The 20664-nt window shown below is 61.3% G+C and carries 19 protein-coding genes and 2 pseudogenes; 13 read left to right on the top strand and 8 right to left on the bottom strand.

All coding sequences use genetic code 11. From position 1 onward, the window contains the following. Positions 1–38 precede the first annotated feature (38 nt). On the top strand, positions 39–629 hold the full coding sequence (locus NKH29_RS32720) for a hypothetical protein (protein WP_502897708.1): 591 nt from the start codon (positions 39–41) through the stop codon (positions 627–629). Positions 630–684: 55 nt separating this feature from the next. On the opposite strand, the gene NKH29_RS25895 is transcribed toward NKH29_RS32720, so the two are convergent. After that, entirely contained in the window at positions 685–948 is a 264-nt protein-coding gene (locus NKH29_RS25895) for a hypothetical protein (RefSeq protein ID WP_023722282.1), read from the bottom strand. A gap of 304 nt (positions 949–1252) precedes the next feature. Between NKH29_RS25895 and NKH29_RS25900 the strand changes: the two genes are divergently transcribed. After that, complete coding sequence (locus NKH29_RS25900; RefSeq protein WP_352484673.1) at positions 1253–1915, top strand: nucleotidyltransferase domain-containing protein; 663 nt, start codon at positions 1253–1255, stop codon at positions 1913–1915. Then, the gene (locus tag NKH29_RS25905) at positions 1912–2328 is read left to right on the top strand and encodes a hypothetical protein (protein WP_023722279.1); all 417 of its coding nucleotides are present in this window, start codon (positions 1912–1914) and stop codon (positions 2326–2328) included. The genes NKH29_RS25900 and NKH29_RS25905 overlap by 4 nt, the downstream gene beginning before the upstream one ends. 41 nt (positions 2329–2369) lie before the next feature. Here NKH29_RS25905 and NKH29_RS25910 read toward each other — a convergent pair whose 3' ends face one another. Further along, positions 2370–2744, bottom strand: coding sequence for an FCD domain-containing protein (locus NKH29_RS25910; RefSeq protein ID WP_352593159.1), 375 nt, complete (start codon positions 2742–2744; stop codon positions 2370–2372). Between the two features lie 818 nt (positions 2745–3562). Then, positions 3563–3874, bottom strand: coding sequence for a hypothetical protein (locus NKH29_RS25915; protein ID WP_023722276.1), 312 nt, complete (start codon positions 3872–3874; stop codon positions 3563–3565). A 446-nt stretch (positions 3875–4320) separates the two neighbouring features. On the opposite strand from NKH29_RS25915, the gene panB reads away from it, so the two are divergent. Both panB and panC read left to right on the top strand, forming a co-directional pair. Next, the gene (gene panB, locus NKH29_RS25920) at positions 4321–5157 is read left to right on the top strand and encodes a 3-methyl-2-oxobutanoate hydroxymethyltransferase (RefSeq protein ID WP_353000855.1); all 837 of its coding nucleotides are present in this window, start codon (positions 4321–4323) and stop codon (positions 5155–5157) included. Beyond that, positions 5154–6112: pseudogene (panC, locus tag NKH29_RS25925) on the top strand (pantoate--beta-alanine ligase). The gene panB and the pseudogene panC overlap by 4 nt, the downstream one beginning before the upstream one ends. 140 nt (positions 6113–6252) lie before the next feature. Here the strand turns inward: panC and NKH29_RS25930 are convergent. Then, entirely contained in the window at positions 6253–6933 is a 681-nt protein-coding gene (locus tag NKH29_RS25930) for a GntR family transcriptional regulator (protein ID WP_353000857.1), read from the bottom strand. 232 nt (positions 6934–7165) lie between these two features. On the opposite strand from NKH29_RS25930, the gene NKH29_RS25935 reads away from it, so the two are divergent. From NKH29_RS25935 to NKH29_RS25970, 8 genes and pseudogenes are all read left to right on the top strand, one after another. After that, positions 7166–8293, top strand: coding sequence for a sugar ABC transporter substrate-binding protein (locus NKH29_RS25935; RefSeq protein WP_023722272.1), 1128 nt, complete (start codon positions 7166–7168; stop codon positions 8291–8293). A gap of 72 nt (positions 8294–8365) precedes the next feature. Further along, positions 8366–9904 (top strand): sugar ABC transporter ATP-binding protein, encoded by a 1539-nt coding sequence (locus tag NKH29_RS25940; protein WP_502911299.1) that lies wholly within the window; start codon positions 8366–8368, stop codon positions 9902–9904. Then, positions 9901–11970 (top strand): ABC transporter permease, encoded by a 2070-nt coding sequence (locus tag NKH29_RS25945; RefSeq protein ID WP_353000859.1) that lies wholly within the window; start codon positions 9901–9903, stop codon positions 11968–11970. The genes NKH29_RS25940 and NKH29_RS25945 overlap by 4 nt, the downstream gene beginning before the upstream one ends. 13 nt (positions 11971–11983) lie before the next feature. After that, positions 11984–12790 (top strand): SDR family oxidoreductase, encoded by an 807-nt coding sequence (locus NKH29_RS25950; RefSeq protein WP_023722268.1) that lies wholly within the window; start codon positions 11984–11986, stop codon positions 12788–12790. Positions 12791–12799: 9 nt separating this feature from the next. Then, positions 12800–13747: a 3-hydroxyacyl-CoA dehydrogenase gene (locus tag NKH29_RS25955; protein WP_353000861.1), complete on the top strand. Its 948-nt coding sequence runs from the start codon at positions 12800–12802 to the stop codon at positions 13745–13747. Continuing rightward, complete coding sequence (gene kce / locus NKH29_RS25960; RefSeq protein WP_353000863.1) at positions 13744–14706, top strand: 3,5-dioxohexanoate:acetyl-CoA acetone transferase; 963 nt, start codon at positions 13744–13746, stop codon at positions 14704–14706. Before NKH29_RS25955 ends, kce begins: the two co-directional genes overlap by 4 nt. Positions 14707–14741: 35 nt before the next feature. Continuing rightward, positions 14742–15620, top strand: a complete 879-nt coding sequence (locus NKH29_RS25965) for an SMP-30/gluconolactonase/LRE family protein (protein WP_352593129.1) — start codon at positions 14742–14744, stop codon at positions 15618–15620. A gap of 304 nt (positions 15621–15924) precedes the next feature. Continuing rightward, positions 15925–16553: pseudogene (locus tag NKH29_RS25970) on the top strand (DUF6088 family protein). 23 nt (positions 16554–16576) lie between these two features. On the opposite strand, the gene NKH29_RS25975 reads toward NKH29_RS25970, so the two are convergent. From NKH29_RS25975 to NKH29_RS25990, 4 genes are all read right to left on the bottom strand, one after another. After that, positions 16577–17257: a hypothetical protein gene (locus tag NKH29_RS25975; RefSeq protein WP_352791786.1), complete on the bottom strand. Its 681-nt coding sequence runs from the start codon at positions 17255–17257 to the stop codon at positions 16577–16579. A 166-nt stretch (positions 17258–17423) separates the two neighbouring features. Then, on the bottom strand, positions 17424–18296 hold the full coding sequence (locus tag NKH29_RS25980; RefSeq protein ID WP_352549455.1) for a carbohydrate ABC transporter permease: 873 nt from the start codon (positions 18294–18296) through the stop codon (positions 17424–17426). Further along, on the bottom strand, positions 18293–19183 hold the full coding sequence (locus NKH29_RS25985) for a carbohydrate ABC transporter permease (protein ID WP_353000866.1): 891 nt from the start codon (positions 19181–19183) through the stop codon (positions 18293–18295). Before NKH29_RS25985 ends, NKH29_RS25980 begins: the two co-directional genes overlap by 4 nt. A 43-nt stretch (positions 19184–19226) precedes the next feature. Further along, positions 19227–20519 (bottom strand): ABC transporter substrate-binding protein, encoded by a 1293-nt coding sequence (locus NKH29_RS25990; protein ID WP_353000868.1) that lies wholly within the window; start codon positions 20517–20519, stop codon positions 19227–19229. Between the last annotated feature and the right edge of the window lie 145 nt (positions 20520–20664).

Below are 20664 nucleotides of genomic sequence, written 5' to 3' on the forward strand. Positions count from 1 at the left end.
GAGCTGATACATCGTCGCCCTCGACAGATAATCAAATCATGTCGATAAAATCGCACTACATCGCTACATCAAGCTCTGCTCGATGCCACAAAGCAACAAAGCCGCTGAATCCAGCAGCGCTCCGTGCTTCAAGGGCATGGCCATACGGGTGCTGGGTAAGCCTAAATTTCTTCCCCGAGCAATATCCTGGCCTCCTTGGCAGCAGCGATGAACGCCTGGCGTGCTATCCTTGGTGGTTTTTCTCCACGGATTACGGCAAGGCATGCTTCGATTGCGGCGCGCCGCGACTTGCCCTCCGGCCTCGGCCAATCCTTCAGCAGAACTTCGGCCGCGTCGGATACCGACGCAACAACTCTGTCGCGATCGATCCGGCCGGGTTGAATGATGACGGGCTTTCTGAAACGTTTCGTACGCACGACAGCCTCCAAGAACAAGATATGTTAGCTTCTGCTGATCCTTTGCGCCACATCAAACGTCCGCAAGTAACAGAAGGCATCCGCTTAGCCCAGAAGCTGCCGCCGCGATGGACGCTGGCCAGTGCTTCAGCACGTCTGGCCGGCCCCGAGTTTCGAAGAGCGCATCGCCAAGAGCGGCGTTACCCAATAAATGATTCACAAAATACCCAGTGAAGGGCAGTGAAGGGGAGTTCTCCGAACGCCGCGAAATGGAATCTCGGGGCTGAATTTACTCCATATCCGGCACGTCACCGCAGGTGAATAGCACGGTCGGCGGGCCATAGTCGCCAATAGCCGGGTCGGCGTCGCGGCTCCATGCGATTACGCCAACGTGCTTCCCTGCGAGGGCCTGACCGGTGCGGATTGCGCGTTCCTCGCTTTGCTGATCGGCGGGACCAAAGGCGGGAAACAGTTCGCCGTCCTCGCCACGATCGAACGCCACTACGACGATTAGCTTGGGCTTCTTTTGACCGGGCAGAATATGATCAGACATGGCAGGAACCTGTCACATGACCGAGGATTGAGTCGTGTTCGAGACTCGGGAGGTGCGCATGCAAGACCACCGTTTTGAGGAGCCCGTGCAGGTCGCGGAACACTATCTACACTTGGAGCGGGTTGCCCAAGCCGCCGATATCCTCTGAACAGATGGCCGACGGCCAGCATCAGGTCCAGATGCAAACGTGGCGCAGCAACCGCCCAGGACTCAGACAACAGGACGTTCGTATAGAAAACAAAACATCCGATTTGATATCCGACGATTTGATGTGCTATGAGTCCACAGCAGAAGGAACTTGCGCATGGCACGCTCGACCGCTCAAAGCGCTTTGCGCTATCCACTCACCATTATGCTCGGCACCGAAGCAAGCGTAAGATTGCTCCGGGAATTGTCGCGCCACGGCGGCTTGCTTTCTTCTCCATTGCTTGCGACTCGTAGCGGGCTTGCAAGGGCAAGCGTGTGGTCTGCTCTCGCAACCTTGGAAGGGATTGGCATCGTATCTTCGGAGGGAACGGGCAGGGCTCGTCTTTACCGGTTGAATGATCGCCATCCGCTGGCGACATCACTGGAAGCTCTCTTCGAGCAGGAGGCGCTTCGGTATTCCAATATTCGCGCCGTAATCACTGAGGCGGTCTCCGCAGTTCGGCCGAAAGTACTCGCGGCCTGGATTTACGGCAGCGTAGCGAGGGGCGAGGACCGTCCAGACAGCGATCTCGACATCGCAGTGGTTACGCCATCCGAAAAGCTAGATAGCGCGCTCCAAGAAATCCGTGAGGCACTGGTGACCCAAGGTCAAAAGCTTGGCTTCAATCCCTCGGTCGTGGGACTCACTCCGGAGGATGTGGCAAGGCTGTCGAGCACGCGAGACCCGTGGTGGGGCGGGGTCGAAGCCAATGCCCTGCTCGTCTTGGGTTCACGCCCGGACGAACTCGCAACAAAAACTCGCCGGCAGGCGTTGGCATGACCAGAAGAGGTGCGACGAAAGCAGTCGAGACAGGCTTTGGCGAGGGGCGATTGCGCATCGCCCGCTCATATTTGAAGGCTGCCCGTTTAGAGGTGGCAATGTCCGGAACGGGTGACATCGGAAATCCGGCTATGTCGCAGATCGTGAATGCGGCAATAGCATACGCCGATGCGCTCACTGCCCGATTTGCAGGAAAGATCAACCGCGCGGATCATGCGGCCGTGGTGAAAACCATGCGCGACGCGCTTGGAAATCGCCTTCCTGCAGCGCAGGCCAGCAGGTTGCGGAGCATCCTCGATGAGAAGGACGAAACTCAATACGGAATCAGGGCGAAATCATTACCCGAAGCGGAGAGCTTGCTCGACAAGTTGGAAAAGTTCGCGGAGTGGGCGGAAAAAGAACTGGAAGTCTGATCAGCAATGGAGGCGGCATGTCGCTTACGGCGACCTGAATGTTACTTCAGCAGTTTGATCAGCACTGTGAAAGCCGCGTCGATGTCAGCGCGAACCGCGGCGCGGACCGCTTCCGCGTTACGGTCTCGCAGCGCTGCAAACATCTGCTGATGGTGCTGGTTGGCGGTCGAATAGTTTCCGGAATCGTGCAGCATGTTGAAATAGGGACTGATCTGCAGCCACAGGTTCTCGATGATGTTGAGCATGTTTTCCGAGCCCGCGGCTCGATAGATGGAGAAATGAAAGGCGTAGTTAGCCCTGAGGTAGGATCCGGAGTGGAACAGCGGGTTTTGACGAAGGTTTGGGCACCAGCAAAAAACGTAGGTGAAGCATGGCTGCTCATCAGGAAAGCAAGGACCGCACTGAGCGTACGGCACGGGAGGCAAAAACGGCCAGACTACGGGAACAGCGGCTGAAGACTGGGACTGCTATGCAAGAGCGGAATGATGAGGGCGCAAAACGACCGTCAACACAGCGACGCCGCAATCGGTGACGCCTATCTTGTTGGCAGTTAGGGCCTCGTTAGCTCCCGGGCCTGCTCCGGGGACAAGGCCGAATGGGTCAAGCCCGACCTTGTCGGTCGGGTGAAATTTTGCCGCTCAATTTCCTCGATGAGACCTGACTGCCTTCAGCAGTTCCCGCTCGTCAGTGTGAGCATTTCGAAAAGTCGCCACTACCGTTTCCGCCAGGATTTTGCCCTGTTGGCTTAAAGGGTCGAGGTCTTCGTCTGCGCAAATCTGATCGAAAACGCGCTGGCAAATAGCCAAATCATGAGGACTAAGGCAGGTGCGATTGGTACGCTGGCGCTGCGGCATGTGCGAACCCTCAGGCCCGCTGCCCGTGCAGAGCAGCGGGCCTTTACAGCCAGACTGGAGAACGGAGGAGAGTTCTCGCGCAAAAAAACGTTTGATGTAGAGTGCTTGTTCCCGGCTAACGAAGTTGGTAATTTTCGTACAGTGCGCCACCTGGGGCCGATTGCCTTTCCGCAAGCAGTTAGCCGTTCAACTGTTTCAATGATAGCCCTGGCAAGCGCCTCACCCTCATGCATGGGCTCTTGGCCATAAGAGCAGGAAGACAGCCTCCTCGATCGGCAGCACGCCGGCCGGGCAGGTCTCCTCGATGCCACGCGCACCAGAGCAAGGGCGGCCAGGCCTTGCGGATTTGTCTTCGGCATCGATGGTTTGATCTGCGTTCGCTAATCCGCCTCATCTCTGAGCGACATCTTTTTGCGGCGGACAGGCGTCCAGTCGATGATCGTATCAGCATCGACGGTGATTAGCCCGCCAGCTTTCACGGTCACCTTTCGATTTTCCTCGTCGACCCGCGTGACCTCGCCAGTGAGCTGGAGCTCGTCACCTGGTTTGGACTTTTTAGGAGCAGGGATCGAATGCGGAAAACCATAGGAGGGGATGCTGACGCTAGCTCTTCCGTCGTCCAGGAGCTTCAGCACCGTCACGGTGATCGCCACCTCATCGCCGATATTGATGTCCGCAATTTCCCAAGCCATGCCCCTGATTCTGGAGCGGCTTTGACGGTAGTCAAGGGATTGCTAATATGCGGAAGATGCCAACACCGCCAGCGTGCACCTTGTTTCGGAACTGATTCGAACCAGCGATTTTGATTCAAATCGTAGTGTCTGGAGTGCGGGCGCATGCTTCCGTCACAACGCATTTCTGGTAGGCTTGCAACCAAGGTCGCTTCTGGCGTGAACCGCCGTGCGGCAGTTAAACTGTTCGAGTTGAAAACTGCCGGAGCCCGATTGCTCAGCCGATCAGCAACACGGTTGTCGCGCAGGATCACCGAAGCAGAGGAACGCTGGCCCTCTGTATTTGCTTTGCGGAGAGCCTGCTTCGCGACGCAAACTTTTCTGATGCAGTGCGGTTTTGGCCTTCGCACCTGCACAGAACTATGCAAAACCGTCACCGCTGGAACTTGACCCGAGGGAATGTGCCCATGAGTGTGGCGGTTGAGACAAAGGCGCTGACGCCGTCGGACATTGCGGTCCGAAAGCACAAGAAGCCGATTGTCTGCTTAACAGCGTATACAACGCCCGTTGCGCGCCTCGCCGATAGGCATTGCGACGTGGTCCTGGTCGGCGACAGCGTCGGCATGGTGCTTCATGGCCTGACGTCAACCCTCGGAGTTACGCTGGAGATGATGATCATGCACGGCAAGGCCGTGCGCCGCGGTCTTGAACGGGCGCTGATGGTCGTCGACATGCCGTTCGGCTCCTATGAGGAGGGCTGCGAACAGGCCTTTCGCAACGCCGCCCGGCTGATGGCGGAGACCGGATGCGCCGCGGTCAAGCTGGAGGGCGGCGAGAGCATGGCTGACACGATCCGCTTTCTCATTGCCCGCGGCATCCCCGTCATGAGCCATGTCGGGCTGACACCGCAAGCGATCAATGTGCTTGGCGGCTACAAGGTCCAGGGCAGGGGCAGAGACGGCGACAGGATTTTGCGGGACGCTGTTGCTGTTGCCGAATCCGGCTCATTCTCCGTTGTGCTGGAAAAGGTGGCCGAGCCGCTCGCACGAAGAATAACCGAGGAGGTTACGATTCCAACCATCGGGATCGGCGCCTCCGCCGCCTGCGACGGCCAGGTTCTGGTCGTCGACGATATTCTGGGCATGTTCACCGGTTTTCGTCCGAAATTCGTCAAGCGCTATGCCGAACTGGGCTCAGAGGCCGAAGCGGCCATTGCGGCTTATGCGGCTGATGTGCGGGGAGGGCGCTTTCCGGCGGCCGAACATCTCTTCGCCGACGCGCCGCAGGCCGGAGAAACCGCGTGAGCGTGCCGATCGTCCGCACCATTGCCGGGCTTCGTACCGTTGTGGCGGGATGGCGCCGTTCTGGTGCCAATATCGCCGTGGTGCCTACGATGGGAGCCTTGCATGAAGGGCATTTGAGTCTCGTGCGTTCTGCGCTTCAAAAGGCCGATCGCGTGATCGTGACGCTGTTCGTCAATCCCAAGCAGTTCAACAGTGCGGCGGATCTTGCCGCCTATCCCCGCGCGGAAGACGAAGACGCTGCAAAGCTCACGCGGCTGGGCGCCCACCTGCTTTATGTTCCGGATGCGACTGAGATGTATCCTGACGGCTTCGCCACGACCGTGTCCGTGTCCGGCGTCAGTAAAAGCCTTTGCGGTGCGTTCCGGCCCGGCCATTTCGATGGGGTGGCGACCGTCGTTGCAAAACTCTTCCTGCAGACCGGCGCTGATTTCGCCTTTTTCGGAGAGAAGGACTTCCAGCAGCTTCAACTTATCAGGCGCATGGTCCGGGACCTGGATATTCCGATCACCGTCGTCCCCTGTCCGACAGTCCGGGAAGCCGATGGTCTCGCTTTGTCATCGCGCAATGTCCGGCTCTCGCCGGCAGAGCGCGCCGTCGCCCCAAGGCAGCATCGGTCCTACTCGATACGGCGGCGGGGCTCTCGAACGGCTCTCCCGTCCTGCCAACGCTTGCCGACGCGCGCGCAGCGATCCTGTCCGCGGGCTATCGCGAGGTCGAGTACCTGGAACTCCGTGGCGAGGCAGATCTGCAACCGATAGCAAGCCTGGATCGGCCGGCACGCCTGTTTGCAGCGGCCTGGCTCGGCGAAACGCGGCTCATTGATAACGTCAGAACACTGCCGTCTCCCGTTCTTGTTGACAAGCCGCTCGGGCATGCCTTCACCCGTGCCGACGGTCACACCGCAACGCCAGCATTCAAGGATGAGCTTGTAGGCTCTGGCAAGCGCTACCCCTGACCAACTCGGCCCTGTGAGCGCTGGATCGTTTCCTCTGGATGAATCACCGCAGCAAGGCGCCGGCAATGCCCGCTGATGCTCGGCGGTTCGGTTCGTGGTGAGCATCACCGTCCTGCCATGTCGGGCTTGGCGACCTGCGACTATTTCAGCAGTTTGATCAGGACAGTGAAAGCCGCGTCGATGTCAGCGCGAACCGCAGCCCGGACCGCCTCCGCGTCGCGGTCTCGCAGCGCTGCAAACATCTCCTGATGGTGCTGGTTGGCGGTCGAATAGTTTCCGGAATCGTGCAGCATGTTGAAATAGGGGCTGATCTGCAGCCACAGGTTCTCGATGATGCTGAGCATGTTTTCCGAGCCCGCGGCCCGGTAGATGGAAAAGTGAAAGGCGTAATTGGCCCTGAGATAGGATTTGACGTCGCCAGCGGCATTGGCCTGCTCGAGTGCCTCCAGATGCTGGCCCAGCAGCATCACGCCGTGATCGTCAATGCGTTCTGCGGCCCATGCGGCGGCGATCGCCTCGATTTCGAACCTGACGTTCCTGAGATCGATAAGCCGCGCACGACTTAATGCCGGGATACCGATCGAACGGCCCGAAACCACCATCAAGGCGTTGGCCGCGCTCAGACGCCTCAGAGCCTCGCGAACCGGCATCGGGCTGACGCCGAAAGCGTCTGCGAGGCTCTGCACCGTCACCATTTCACCTGGAACGATGCTGCCGTCGAGGATCAACTCGGTAACGTGCCGGTAAACCCTGTCCTGCAGGGTTTCCCTGGACAGCGGCGTGATCTCGACGCCCGGCTTCCTGAATGCCGCCCCAGCCATTTCTGTCAACCTTCCCCCATTCGGGCGACGCTCTTGTCATACCCGGCGCCTGTGTCCGGAATGCAAGGTTCGGATTGCCGCGTCAAGCGCCCGCGTTTCCGACTTTTCCCTCTTAGCCATTTCATCATTGATCTTTGATCAAATCATGATACGGTCAGCCGCATCGAATGACAAGGAGTACGTTTCGTACCCTTGGGAGGCATTCGGTCGTCTGAACTGGGAGGAGTTTCGAATGGGTATCGGATCGAAAGCCCGGCGGCTTGCGCTGCTTGCCGGCATGGCTGTTTGCGTTTGTGGTACGTCCGCCGCCGAAGCGGCCGGAAAGCACAAGATATTTCTCAGCATGAGCTTCATCGGCAATGATTGGCAGGCCGAGGCCGCCAACATGCTCAAGGCGATGGCGTCGCACAAGAGCATGGCCGACAAGGTCGACCTCCAGGTTCAGGTGGCGGGGCCGAACGCACAGCGCCAGATCCAGCAGATCAACGCGATGGTGCAGGCAGGCGCCGAAGCCATCGTGATTTTCCCGATCTCGCCGACAGCGCTCAACCAGGTGGTGAAGAACGCCTGCGACAAGGGGGTAAAGGTGTTTGCCTATGATGCCGAGATCACCGAGCCCTGCGCCTACAACGTCCATATCGACCAGGAAGAGGCTGGCCGGGTGACGGCGGAGTGGCTGGTCAAGAAACTTAATGGCAAGGGCAACATCATCGCGGTGACCGGCGTTCCCGGCACGTCGGTCGATGATCTGCGCACCAAGGCCGCGAAGGAGGTGTTTGCCAAGCATCCCGACATCAAGATCGTCGGCGAAGCTGTCGGCATGTGGAGCCAGGCGGTGGCCCGTACCGAACTGTCCAAGATATTGGCGACGCGCAGCTGGGATGACATAAATGGGCTGTGGATGCAGGTAGGCTGCTTCACTGCCAATTCCATGCAGCTCGAGGCCGGCAAGAAGGTCAGCGAACTCCTGCCTTGCGCCGGCGAGGGCTCCAATGGCGGGCGCATCCAGATGCTGCCGGAGGGCACGGAGGTCGAGGGCGCAACCTCTCCCTATGCGCCGCTCGGCGCGCCGCGCATTTCCTACGCCTCGCCGCCTTATTCCGGGGCGCTCGCTCTCAAGCTTGCCGTCGAGGCGCTTGAAGGCAAGCACGTTGCCAAGAAGACGATCCTGCCGCTGCCGGTCGTCACCAACGAGACGATAAAGCTTTGCGACGAGGGCACCTGGGCGGAGATGAAGGCTGGTTGCAATGCGTTCAAACCGTCGCTGGTCTCGAACCCAGGCTGGTTCGCCTCGATCTTCTCCGATCAGACACCTGAGATCGGTCTCGCGGCCGCCCTTGTAGGCCAGCCCGAGGAGTAGGCCTTCCGAAGTGGGGCGTGGGGTGCTTTCGAGGCGCTCCACGCAGCTTTCATGCGGGCTGGGACTGAGATCATGATGTCAGCGCATTCGACAGCTGTCGGCATAGAGGGCGTCCGCAAGGCGTTTGGCGCAACAGTTGCCCTCGATGGCGTTTCCTTCGAGATCGCTTCCGGCAGCGTGCATGCCCTGCTTGGCGAGAACGGTGCGGGCAAGTCGACCCTCGTCAAGCTGCTGTCGGGGCTGGTACGGCCCGACGAAGGGCAAATCACCGTTCTTGGCGAACCCGCACCCCTCGGTTCGCCGCGCGCCGCACACGCCAAGGGCGTGCAGACGGCCTTCCAGGAAATGACGCTGGTACGCGATCTCAGCGTTCTCGACAATATGTTGCTGCCTTACGCGCCCGCCGGCCCGATCGGCCTGATCAGGCGCTCGGCGGCACGCAAGGCAGTCCGCAAGCACATTTCCGATCTGGGGTTTTCGGTCGATCTCGATGCCGAGGTGGCGACGCTCGATCTTGCCGTGCGCCAGAAGATCGAAATCGCGCGCGCGCTCTATCGCAAGCCGCGCATCCTCCTGCTCGACGAACCGACCTCGACGCTGTCGGGCGGCGATGTCGAGTGGCTGGGCGCCATCATCGCGCAATTGAAAGCGGCCGGTACCACGGTCGTGTTCATCACCCATCGCATGCGCGAGGTGCGGGCTTTCTGCGACACGCTGACCATTCTCAGGAACGGCCACCACATCGTGACCGCGCCGGTTGCCGATGTTTCGGATGGTGAGGTGATCGAAAAGATCATCGGCCGCAGCATCGCCCAGACCTTCCCGCCGAAACCTCAAAGTGAGGCCGCCTTCGGTCCGCCGGTGCTCGGTGTGCGCGATCTCAAGACGGGGAGAAAGCTCGACGGCGTCGATTTCGACCTGCGCAAGGGCGAGATCCTCGGCATTGCCGGGCTGCAGGGCATGGGTCAGCTCGACCTGTTCCTCGCCTGTTTCGGCATGGCCGAGATCGAGCGCGGCCATATCCTGGTCGACGGCCGCAAGGTATGGCTCGGCTCGCCCGCCGATGCGCTCAAGCCCAATATGGCGATCGGGCTGGTGCCGGAGGACCGCAAGACGGAGGGCCTGTTCCTGAAGCTCTCGGGCCGGCAGAATGCATCGCTGCCTGTGGTCGAACGCTTTACCCGATTTGGCCTGATCAGAAACGACGAGGAGGCAAAGGCCGTGCAGTCCGCCTTCTCAACCGTGGAGGTCGACCGCAGTGCATTATGGACGAGGGCAGGGGCGTTCTCTGGCGGCAACCAGCAGAAGATAGCCATTGCCAAATGGCTGGTCGCCGAAAGCCGGATCCTGCTGCTTTTCGATCCGACCCGCGGCATCGACGTCGGCACCAAGCACGAGCTCTATGTGATGATGCGCGACTATGTGGCGGCCGGCGGCTCGATCCTTCTGCATTCAACCGAAATTCCCGAGCTGGTCCATCAATGCGACCGGGTGCTCGTCCTCTACGACGGTCACCTGGTGGCGGAGCTTGCCGGCAACGACATCACGGAAGGCGCGATCATGCGGCCGGCGCTTGGCCATGGCGAGTTGGTCCGGGAGGCGGCGGAATGAGCGTGACGAGTTCGCCCGCGGCACCGGCCGCAACAGTGTCGCGGCTCCTCGCGCGGCATCGCGGCGCGATCATCGCGGCGATCGTCTTTGCCGTGCTCCTGCTAATCGTTGATCTGGTAAGTGCCGGGCGGCTCACCTATTTCGATATTTCGTTCCTGTCGAGCGGCGGCGCCACCTCGGCACTGGCGGCGATCGGCCAGACCCTGGTCATCCTGTCCGGCGGTTTCGACCTGTCCGCGGGCGCGGTGATCTCGCTGGTCAATGTCGTTCTGGCAAAAGGCATGGATCCGATGGCAACCGGCACGAGTGTCGCGCTGTGGACCTTGGCCGGAATTGGTGTCGGCATGCTGGTCGGCGCCTTCAACGGCTTCTTCATCGCCGTCCTGCGCATGCAGCCAATCGTCGTCACACTGTCGACCATGTTCATCCTGCAGGGGGTAACGCTGCTGGTCATGGACAAGCCGGGCGGTTTCGTCTCGCCCGATCTTGGCGCCTTCTATCTCGGTGATGCCATTGCCGGCTGGATACCGATGCCGCTGGTGGTCATCGGCGTCGTCCTGCTCGGCTGGTTCTGGCTCAAAGGAACACGCTTCGGGACGGCGCTTTATGCGGTCGGCAGCGACCCGGATGCCGCCGCCGCGGTCGGTGTGCGCGTCGTTCTCGTACGCTTCCTGGTCTATGTCATTGCCGGCGGCTGCTATGGGCTTGCCGGCGTTTTCATCAGCGCCCAGACCGGCAGCGGCGATCCGCTGGTCGGCAACCCGTTGTTGCTGTCGATGTTCGCGGCAGTCGTCGTCGGCGGCACAAGGCTGGGCGGCGGTCAAGGTGGGCCGGTGGGCACCGTCTTCGGCGCCTACATCCTCATGATGGTCGTCAACATCCTGCTCGTGCTCAACGTCTCGGCCTATTATTCGACGATCGCCGAGGGCACAATCCTGATCCTTGCCGTGCTTGCCGGCTCGCTGTCGCATGGCTCCGTGCTTGCCCGCCAACTGCGTGCGCTGCGGGCTCGGCTGGCCGCCTGGCGCGCCGGAATGCTGCCCTCGCAGATCGATCGCACCGACCGGCGGCTGAGAATCGCGCGAGGCAGCGCCGGCGAGCAGCAGGCGCGGCGGCCTGCCTTCCATGTCCGTAACGCCGAGACGCTGCGCTATGCGCTGCCGGCCTATGTCTGTCTTGCCATCGTCGTCATTGTCACCCAGATCTGGCTCGGACGCGCCATCGTCAATTTCAACTACTGGAACTCGCTGTTCGTGCTGTCGAGCTTCCTTGCCATCCTGGCGCTTGGGCAGGGCAGCGTAATCCTCACCGGTGGGCTCGACCTGTCGCTGCCGTGGACGATCGGCCTGTCAGGAATCCTGCTTGCCGGCATGGTCAACGGGTCAGATGCTGCACTTGCCTATGCGCTGCCGATGGTGCTCGCCGTCGCTTGCCTGATCGGTCTCGCCAACGGCATCGGCATCGTCTTTCTCGGCATCTCGCCGATCGTTATGACGCTGGCCACCAACGGCATTCTGCAAGGTTTCGCTTTGCTCTACTCGCAAGGCACGCCGGCCGGCTTCTCCTCGCCGATGCTGCGCTGGTTCATGACCGGCAAAATATTCGCCATCACGCCGGTGGTGCTGTTCATGATCGCCTTCGTCGTATTTGCCGTACTGCTGCTCGGCCGCACCGCTTTCGGCCGCCGCGTCTATGGCATCGGCAACAGCCTGCGCGCAGCCCAGCTCTCCGGCATCGCGGTCGGTCGCACGCTCATCCTCGTCTATGTGCTGTCGGCGGTCTGCGCGGCGATCGTCGGCATCATGCTGACCGGCTTTTCCGGCCAGGCCAGCCTCGGCATGGGCGACGATTATCTACTGCCCTCCATCGCCGTCGTCGTGGTCGGCGGTGCGCTGATTACCGGCGGGCGTGGCCACTATCTCGGCATGCTGGGTGGGGTGCTGCTCCTGACCGCGTTGCAGATGCTGCTCGCCGGCACGACGCTGCCTTATGCGACGCGGGCGATTCTGTTTGGGCTGGTGGTGCTCGGTGCCGTCATGGCGCTGCGCGAAAGGCGGATTCAGTGAAAGGGATGGAACAATGAGCTCAAGCTCACCGGCATCGGCGGACGAATTCCTGACCGGGCTCAAAGGCCAGCGCGTGCTGGTCACGGCGGGCGCTGGCGGCATTGGCTTTGCCATTGCAGAGACGCTATCGCGGCTCGGCGCACGCGTCGCGATCTGCGATATTTCCGACGAGGCGCTGGCCGCTGCTCCAGAGAGAATTACGCTCGCCGCCGTAGTCAAGGCCGACGTTTCGCGCGACGGCGATGTCGACCGACTGTTCGAGATCGTCAAGGAGAAGCTCGGCGGGCTCGACGCCCTGATCAACAATGCCGGCATTGCCGGGCCAACCGGCGGCGTCGACGAGATCGATCCGGCAGACTGGCGGCGTTGCATAGATATCTGCCTGACCGGCCAGTTCCTGTGCGCGCGGCGTGCCGTGCCGCTGATCAAGGCGGCGGGCGGCGGCTCGATCGTCTCGATGTCTTCGGCCGCCGGCCGCCATGGCTACGCGTTCCGCACCCCCTATTCGGCTGCCAAGTTCGGCGTTGTCGGCCTGACCCAGAGTCTTGCCAAGGAACTCGGACCGCATGGGATCAGGGTCAACGCCATCTTGCCCGGCATCATCGAAGGGCCGCGAATCGACAAGGTCATTGCCGACCGGGCAAAGCAGCTCGGCGTGTCAAACGAGGAGATGACACAACGCTATCTGCAGAACATCTCGCTGCGCCGGATGACCAGCCCATACGATGTCGCGGCGATGGTGGCCTTCCTGCTTTCCGATGCGGGCGTCAACATTTCCGGCCAATCGCTTGGCGTCGACGGCAATGTCGAGACACTCTGAGGGGCAATCATGGCGAAGGTAGCAATTGTCGGAAGCGGTTTCATCGGGCGAGCGTGGGCGATCAGCTTCGCTCGCGCGGGGCATGATGTGCGGATGTGGGACCAGGCGCCGGCCGCGACCAGCGATGCGCGCGATTATATCGCCGGCGTGCTCGGCGACCTCGCCGCCAACGATCTGCTGCGGGGACAGGCGATGGATGCCGTGCTTGGCCGCATCACCATTGTGGCGGAGCTTGGCGAGGCCCTGGCCGATGCCGTCCACGTCCAGGAGAACACACCCGAAAACCTGGAGGTGAAGCGTGACGTGTTCTCCCGGATCGACGCCCTTGCCGGTCCGCAGGCGGTGATCGCCAGTTCCACCTCGGCGCTGTTGCCGTCGAAATTCACCGATCATCTGCAGGCGCGGCATCGCTGCCTCGTCGTACATCCAATCAATCCGCCCTATCTCATCCCGGCAGCGGAAGTCGTGCCGGCGCCATGGACCTCCGCCGAAACGGTGGAAAGAACCCGCGCCTTTCTTGTCGAGGCGGGCCACGCGCCGCTGGTGATGAAGCGCGAACTCGACGGCTTCATCATAAACCGCTTGCAGGGCGCGCTGTTGGAGGAGGCGTTCCGGCTCGTCGCCGACGGCTACGCCAGCGTTGAGGACGTTGACACGGGCCTGCGCGAGGGGCTGGCGCTGCGCTGGTCGTTCATGGGTCCGTTCGAAACGATCGACCTCAACGCGCCTGGTGGTGTGCGCGACTATGTAGAGCGCTACCAGACGATCTATTCCAACATCTTCCCGCAGATGCTGCGTCGGGTCGACTGGGCCGGCGAGGTCATGGAGACGGTCGAGGCCGAGCGCCGCAAGCGCCTGCCGCGGGAAGAACTCGGCGAACGGCAGCTCTGGCGCGACCGTCGGCTGATGGCGCTAGCGGCGCACAAGAAAAAATCGGATCAGGAGTTTGGACGATGATGGAAACAAGCCGCAAGCCCGGCGCCCCGCAGGCCAAGGGCAAGATCATCATCACCTGTGCGGTGACGGGGGCAATCCACACGCCGACCATGTCGCCTTATCTGCCGATCACGCCAGACCAGATCGCCTCGGAGGCGATTGCGGCGGCCGAGGCTGGTGCGGCAATCCTGCATCTGCATGCCCGCGACCCTGAGACCGGCAAGCCCGACCAGACGCCGGAGGCGTTCGCGCGTTTCCTGCCGCGCGTCAAGCAAGGCACCAATGCCGCCATCAACATCACCACCGGCGGCAGTCCTTACATGAAGGTGGAGGAGCGTGTGCGGCCCGCCGCCGAGTTCAAGCCGGAAGTCGCCTCGCTCAACATGGGGTCGATCAATTTCGGGCTCTATCACCTCGTAGACAAATACGAAACGTTCAAGTTCGACTGGGAAAGGCCGCACCTGGAAGCGACGCGTGACCTGGTCTTCCGCAACTCGTTCAGGGATATCGAGTACATACTGGAGACCTGTTACGACAACGGCACGCGCTTCGAGTTCGAGTGCTACGACATTGCCCATCTCTATAACCTCTCGCATTTCGCCGATCGCGGGCTGGTGAAACCGCCGTTCTTCGTACAGTCCGTGTTCGGCCTGCTCGGCGGCATCGGTACGCACCCGGAAGACGTCGCCCATATGAAGCGCACCGCCGATCGCCTGTTCGGCGATCAATACCGCTGGTCGGTGCTGGGTGCCGGCGCCAGCCAGCTGCGCATTGCCGCGCAATCGGCAGCGCTTGGCGGCAATATTCGCGTTGGGCTCGAAGACAGTCTGTGGGCCGGCAAGGGCAAGCTTGCCAAATCGAACGCCGAGCAGGTGGTGCTTGCCCGTAAGATTATCGAAGGCCTCGGCATGGAAGTGGCGACGCCCGACGAGGCTCGCGAAATCCTGTCATTGAAGGGCGGCGACCAGGTCGCCTTCTGACCGGTTTCTGCAAGGTTCGAACAGAGGAGGACGGCATGAAGATCGAGGTCGTGGTGGACGTGAAAACCACGCTGGGCGAGGGACCGCTGTGGGACGTTGAACAGGAGCGCCTCTACTGGATCGACAGTTTCGATGGGCGCGTGTTTCGGGCGACCGCCGACGGCCGCGAGATCCGTTGCTGGGACGTGCCGATGAAGATCGGCTCGATGGCATTGCGCAAGGACGGTGGTGGCGCGGTGGTGTCGCTGCAGCGCGGCTTCCATCTGCTTGATTTCGCCACCGGCGAGGTGACGCCGATCCACGATCCGGAGCCGGACCGGCCGATGAACCGGCTCAATGACGGCAAGGTCGATCGGCGCGGCCGCTTCTTCGCGGGCTCAATGGACACGATGGAAGAGGGACCCTCCGGAGGGCTCTACCGGCTCGATCCCGATTTCTCCGTGACCAGGATTGATTCCGGCATCATCTGCTCGAACGGCCCGTGCTGGAGTCCAGACGACCGCACCTTCTATTTCGCCGACACCTGGACCGGCGAGATCTGGGCCTACGACTATGATATCGAAACCGGTGCCGCCACCAACCGGCGCACTTTCACCCGCGTCGATACCAGCCGGGGAGGGGCGGCCGACGGCTCAACTGTCGATGCCGAGGGCTTCCTCTGGAACGCGCTGGTCTATGACGGCAGGCTGGTGCGTTACGCGCCCGACGGCAGCGTCGACCGCATCATCGACATGCCCGTCAAGAAGATCACCAGCGTCATGTTCGGCGGGCCGAAGCTCGATACCCTGTACGTCACGTCGATGGCCAAGCCGCCGCTGCCGCGCTTTCCGGGCGACGGAGTTTTACGCGGCAGCCTTTTTGCCATCACCGGCCTCGGCGTAACGGGAGTTCCGGAGCCAAGATTTGCTGCGTGAAGCTCGGCATCGAGCCGTCACTTTGTGGCGGTCATCGTCTCGGCAGCTTTCCGCAGTACTCAGTCTGTAGCAGGCTGCCATCCGACGGGCGTGACCGGTGGCCGGCATGACCCTCGCGCCCGAATTCGTTTCAACAACAGGTTCTCACGGACAAGCCGTCTCCGAGTCCTCTGTCGCTGCGGCCCGCCAACTGAGTCCGCGGCGCTTGGTTGGGCTCTCGCACTCTGTTGAGAAACCTAGCAACCAGACAGCGATGCCTATTTTTTCGATGAATGTCAGTAAAAGATGCGTTACTTTCTGACGCATGAAGATGGTCGTTTCCTCAGTTCCTGATCGGATCTTGAGGCGCGCCCGCGGTAGTGGGCGCGGGAGCGTTTTCACGCCCAGCGATTTTCTTGATCTGGCGGGACGGTCAGCGATCGATCAGGCGCTCTCGCGCCTCGTCAAAAGAGATAGGTTGCGGCGTCTCGCCCGCGGACTTTACGATTTCCCGAAACTGCATCCAAAACTTGGGGCGCTTTCCCCGTCGCCCGATTAAGTTGCCCAGGCGCTGGCCAGGGAGACGGGCTCTCATGTGCAGGTCGCCGGGACGCATGCGGCCAATGCGCTTGGTCTGACCAGCCAAGTTCCCGCCCGAACCTCATATCTCACGGATGGTCCATCCCGTCGCGTGGTGCTCGGAAAGCGTGTTATCGACCTGCGCCATGCGTCGCCCAAACACCCGATAGCACCGGGGAGTGCTGCGGGAACAGTCGTTCAGGCGTTGCGGCATCTCGGGCCATCACGGGCCGCCGATGTCGTTCAGATCGCGTCGCGCCAACTGTCCCTGAGTAACAAAAAGAGACTCGTCTCAACCGCCATACAGGCGCGGCTTGGATGCGTCCGATACTAAGCGCCATTGGCGACTCACCATCGGATGCGGCTCATGGATAGCTTCGTGCGCCAAGCCGCGTCGGTTAGCCATGTGGTGCGCGTGCTAACTCATCCACGGCAGCTGAAAGAACGCGTTCGGGGTCCGAGGCGAGCACATCTTGCGGACGTTTGCCGCCAAGGAAGCTATTGATCGATGCAAACCAATAGGCGAGCCCCCAGGCATCCTTTTTCCCGCGAAACACACTCAGAACCTTAGCGAGCGGTTTAGTGGGCCGATATCCAGCTGCAATATCCAGAGCGTAGCCGGGAAAATAGTCTACACCCCAATGCCGAACTGCGAAGATGCGGCCTTGTTTTTTCCACTTGTTTGGCTGCGCACGTGGGTTGCTCGTGCTGAACCCTGCCATTGTCGCGACTTGAGGAGCGGTCAGCCAACCGCCGCTTTCCAACACTTCTCTTCTCGCCTCGGCCGCCATCCGCGCTTGTATGAGCACGTGTTGCGGAGGGAGTACGTCAGGGACCAGGGCGTCGATTATCGTGCTTATGGCTTCGCGCTGGCGACTCATCAGGATCGTACGCACCAGAGGCGCAATGCTGACGAGCGTGTCCGCGAGGCCGCGCACAGCAGGTTCACTCCCATGCTCGACCGTTACTGCTATGACCAGCTCGGCAGTTAGGCGATCAAGTCGGTCACCAACCTCCTTCGGCTTTCCGGTGAGGACGCCAAATCCCGACAGTTCAATAGTCTCATGGGTAAGTGCCATGATCTCCCGCTCCTGGGGCGATGAGCATGGTTACATATGTAGCACAACAACCGGTATCACAGGTGCAGCTAAGCTGTGGCATTTGGCGTCCAAGTTCGCTGATTGCCTGGAGCTTGCAGAGCGCGTCCCAACGACCGACCGGCGTAAGCCGGCAGTGCCGCCGACGCTATCCCTTGATCGCCGAGCCGACGATCGAATCCACGAAGAAGCGCTGCAGGAAAACGAACAGCACCAGTGGCGGCAGCACGGCAAGAGTGGCGCCCGCCATGACCAGTCCGGTGTTGAGCGCACCTCTGTTGTAGCTGAGCAGGCGGCTGAGGCTAATGACGATCGGATAATCTTCCGCATTGCCCTGCAGCACGGTAAGCGGCCACAGATAGCTGTTCCAATGATAGACGAAGGCAAACAGCGCCAATGCCGCGGTCGCGGGCGCCACGCTCGGCGCGACGATCTTGAACAGGATCACAAGTTCCGACGCCCCATCCATCCGTGCCGCGTCGATCAAATCGTCCGGCACGCCGGCGATGAACTGGCGCATCAGGAAAATGCCGAAGGCATTGGCGAGGTTGGGCACGATGATGCCGGCAAGGCTGGCATTCAGACCGATCGATCCGACGAGACGGTACAGCGGGACCAAAGTCACGATCGGCGGCAGAAACATTGTGGCGATCAGCACCGAAAACAGCAGTGAGCGGCCGGGAAAGTGATGCTTGGCGAACGCGTAGCCAGCCATCATGCTGGTGACCAGAATGCCGGCGGTGGTGATCGTGGCGATCACGAGCGAATTCCACATCGAGCGGCCGACATTGATGACGCCGGACACTTTCTCATACGCTTCGAGGCTCGGCGTGCGCGGTATCCACACCGGCGGCACCTGCATGGTTTCGGCCGGCGTCTTCAGGCTGGAGAGCACCATCCACAACAGCGGAAAGGCGGAGGCCACGGCAACCAGCAGCATCAGCGTGGCGAGCAGTGCTCTGCGGCCCGCCAGGCGTTTGCGCGCCAACCGGCTCGATGCTGATCGGCCCGGCGCGCTCATTCGTCATCCTTCCGGTTGGCAAATGCAAACAGCGCGCACACAACGACGATCAGCGCCAACATCAGCATCACTGCCATGGCCGAGCCCAATCCGCCTTGCGCGCGCTCGATGCCGACACGGCGGATGTGATAGGTCAGCACATTGGTCGAGCCGACCGGCCCGCCTTGGGTGATCAACGCCACCGGCTCGAACACCTGCACGGCGTTTATGATGGCGATGACGGCGCTGAACAGAAGCGTGCGCCGCAGCAGCGGCAACGTGATAAAGCGGAACTGTTCGCGTCGGGTGGCGCCGTCCAGAGTCGCCGCCTCGTAAAGACTGCCCGGGATCTGGGTCAGCCCGGCCACGGCCAGCACGGTAAAATAGCCGATCTGCTGCCAGACATTGAGGACGACGATCGAGATCAACGCCGATCTTGGCGAGGATAGCCAGGGTTGCGGGCCGATGCCGGCGAGGCCGAGCATCTGGTTGAGCGGCCCTTCGCTCGGCGAATAGAGCTTCGACCAGACCAGCGTCACGGCGATCATCGGCACCATGTAGGTGGAAAACAACACGGTCCGCAGCGCCGTGCCGCCTGCGACATCGCGCTGGTAGACCATCAAAGCGAACGCGACCGAAAGGGGCAGGATGAGCATCACCGACAATGCCGTGTAGATCGCGGTGTTGAGCAGTGCTCGCTTGAAATCCCGCCCGACCGAGGTCGGTCCGAATATTTCGCGAAAATTGTCGAAGCCGATGAAGCTCGCATTGGAAAAAGGCGTCTGCGTCGACCAGTCCTGGAATGACAGCCAGATGGTGAGCAGCATCGGCAGCAGGATGAAAACGCCGATCAGTGTCACGACGGGCGCCAGCATGATGCCCGCCGAGGCACGATAGGTCTTGATCATCGCTCTGCTTCCAAAGCGTCGGGCTCTCGAAACAACGCCTACGCTATCTGGCGGCACGCTCCAGGATCGAGACGGCATCGGCCTGCGCGTTCGCCTGCGCATCCTTGGCCGAGAGCTGCCCATACTGCAACGCCTCGAGCGTCTGCTGCAGTGATTCGCTGAACTCCTGGCCGCCCGGGACGACAGGGAAGGGCTTGGCGTCGGCAAGCACGCTGACATAGCCGGACAGGAACTCAGAACCGAGCTTGTCCTTATGGGCTTCGATGTCGGACGTCCGTGTCGGCAGGATGCCCATCGAGATCAGAATATCCGACATTGCCGATGCGCCGTTCTTGCCGGACTTCGGACTGTTCAGCCATACCAGGAAATCCCATGCCGCTTTCTGCTCGGCCTCACCGGCATTGGCGTTGACGACGGTCATCCACGAATAGGAGATCGAATGCGGCTTGTCGCCGCTCGGGCCAACCGGAATGGGCGCGGTGGCGATATTGGAGAACTTGTCGCCCATGCCGCCCTTCAACGCGCTTTCCCACCAGTTGGCCATGATGATCATGCCGGTCTTGCCGGAGACGAAATTGTCGAGGAAAGGGCCTGTGGTGTTGGCGTCGGCCGTGGCCATCGCCGGATCGCTGGCGCCGGACTTGATCAGGTCCTCGTAGAGCTGGAAAGTCTCGCCGGCTTGAGCACTGTCGAGCACCGGCTTGCCGTCCTTGACCAGCTCGCCGCCATTGGAGACCAGCAGCGAGGCGAAGGGATGGACGACGCCCGCCGCCCAGGAATTGATCATGCCGAAGCCTTGCTGGCCGGCATCTTTCCTGGTCAGCTTCTGGGCCGCATCCTTCAATTCGGACCAGGTCTTCGGCGCGGCTGTGATGCCTGCCCGTTTGAACAGCTCCTTGTTGTAGTTCAGCGCATAGACGTCGATCTCGTTTGGAATGCCGTAGAGCGTGCCACCAACAGAGGCCGCACTGACGACACCGGCCGGCCACGCACTCTTGACCTCGCCGGCAACCGCATCGGGGGCCGGCGCGACCAGCTTGTCTCGCGCCAGTTCGGGCAGCCACAAATCATAGATGCCGCCGATCGTCGGCCCGTCCGAGCTGCCGCCCTGGGAACGCAGTGTCGTCAGGAGATCGCCGAAGGGGACGGCGCGCACGGTGACGGTCACATCCGGATTGCTCTTGGCGTAGTCCTTGGCCGCGGCGTCCAGCAAAGCGACCGTCTCCGGTGACCAGTGGGTCAGATAGGAGATGTTGACCGATTGCGCCCAACCAATGGTGGGCGACGCCAGCAGCCCTGCAGCCAGTGCCAGTTTCGAAACCCAAGCCCAAGACATCCGGATCCTCCGCGTAGCCGCACAGCGATTTGAATGACGTTATGACAACTTGAAGCGGCGATGCAAGCGCTATCTTCATGAAGAGTTCCCGCCGGCGCTGCGGACGATTTCTTCATCTGACCTACAATGAGAGAGATAGCTTATT

This window comes from Mesorhizobium sp. M1295 (genome assembly GCF_040318135.1).
Taxonomy (GTDB): domain Bacteria; phylum Pseudomonadota; class Alphaproteobacteria; order Rhizobiales; family Rhizobiaceae; genus Mesorhizobium.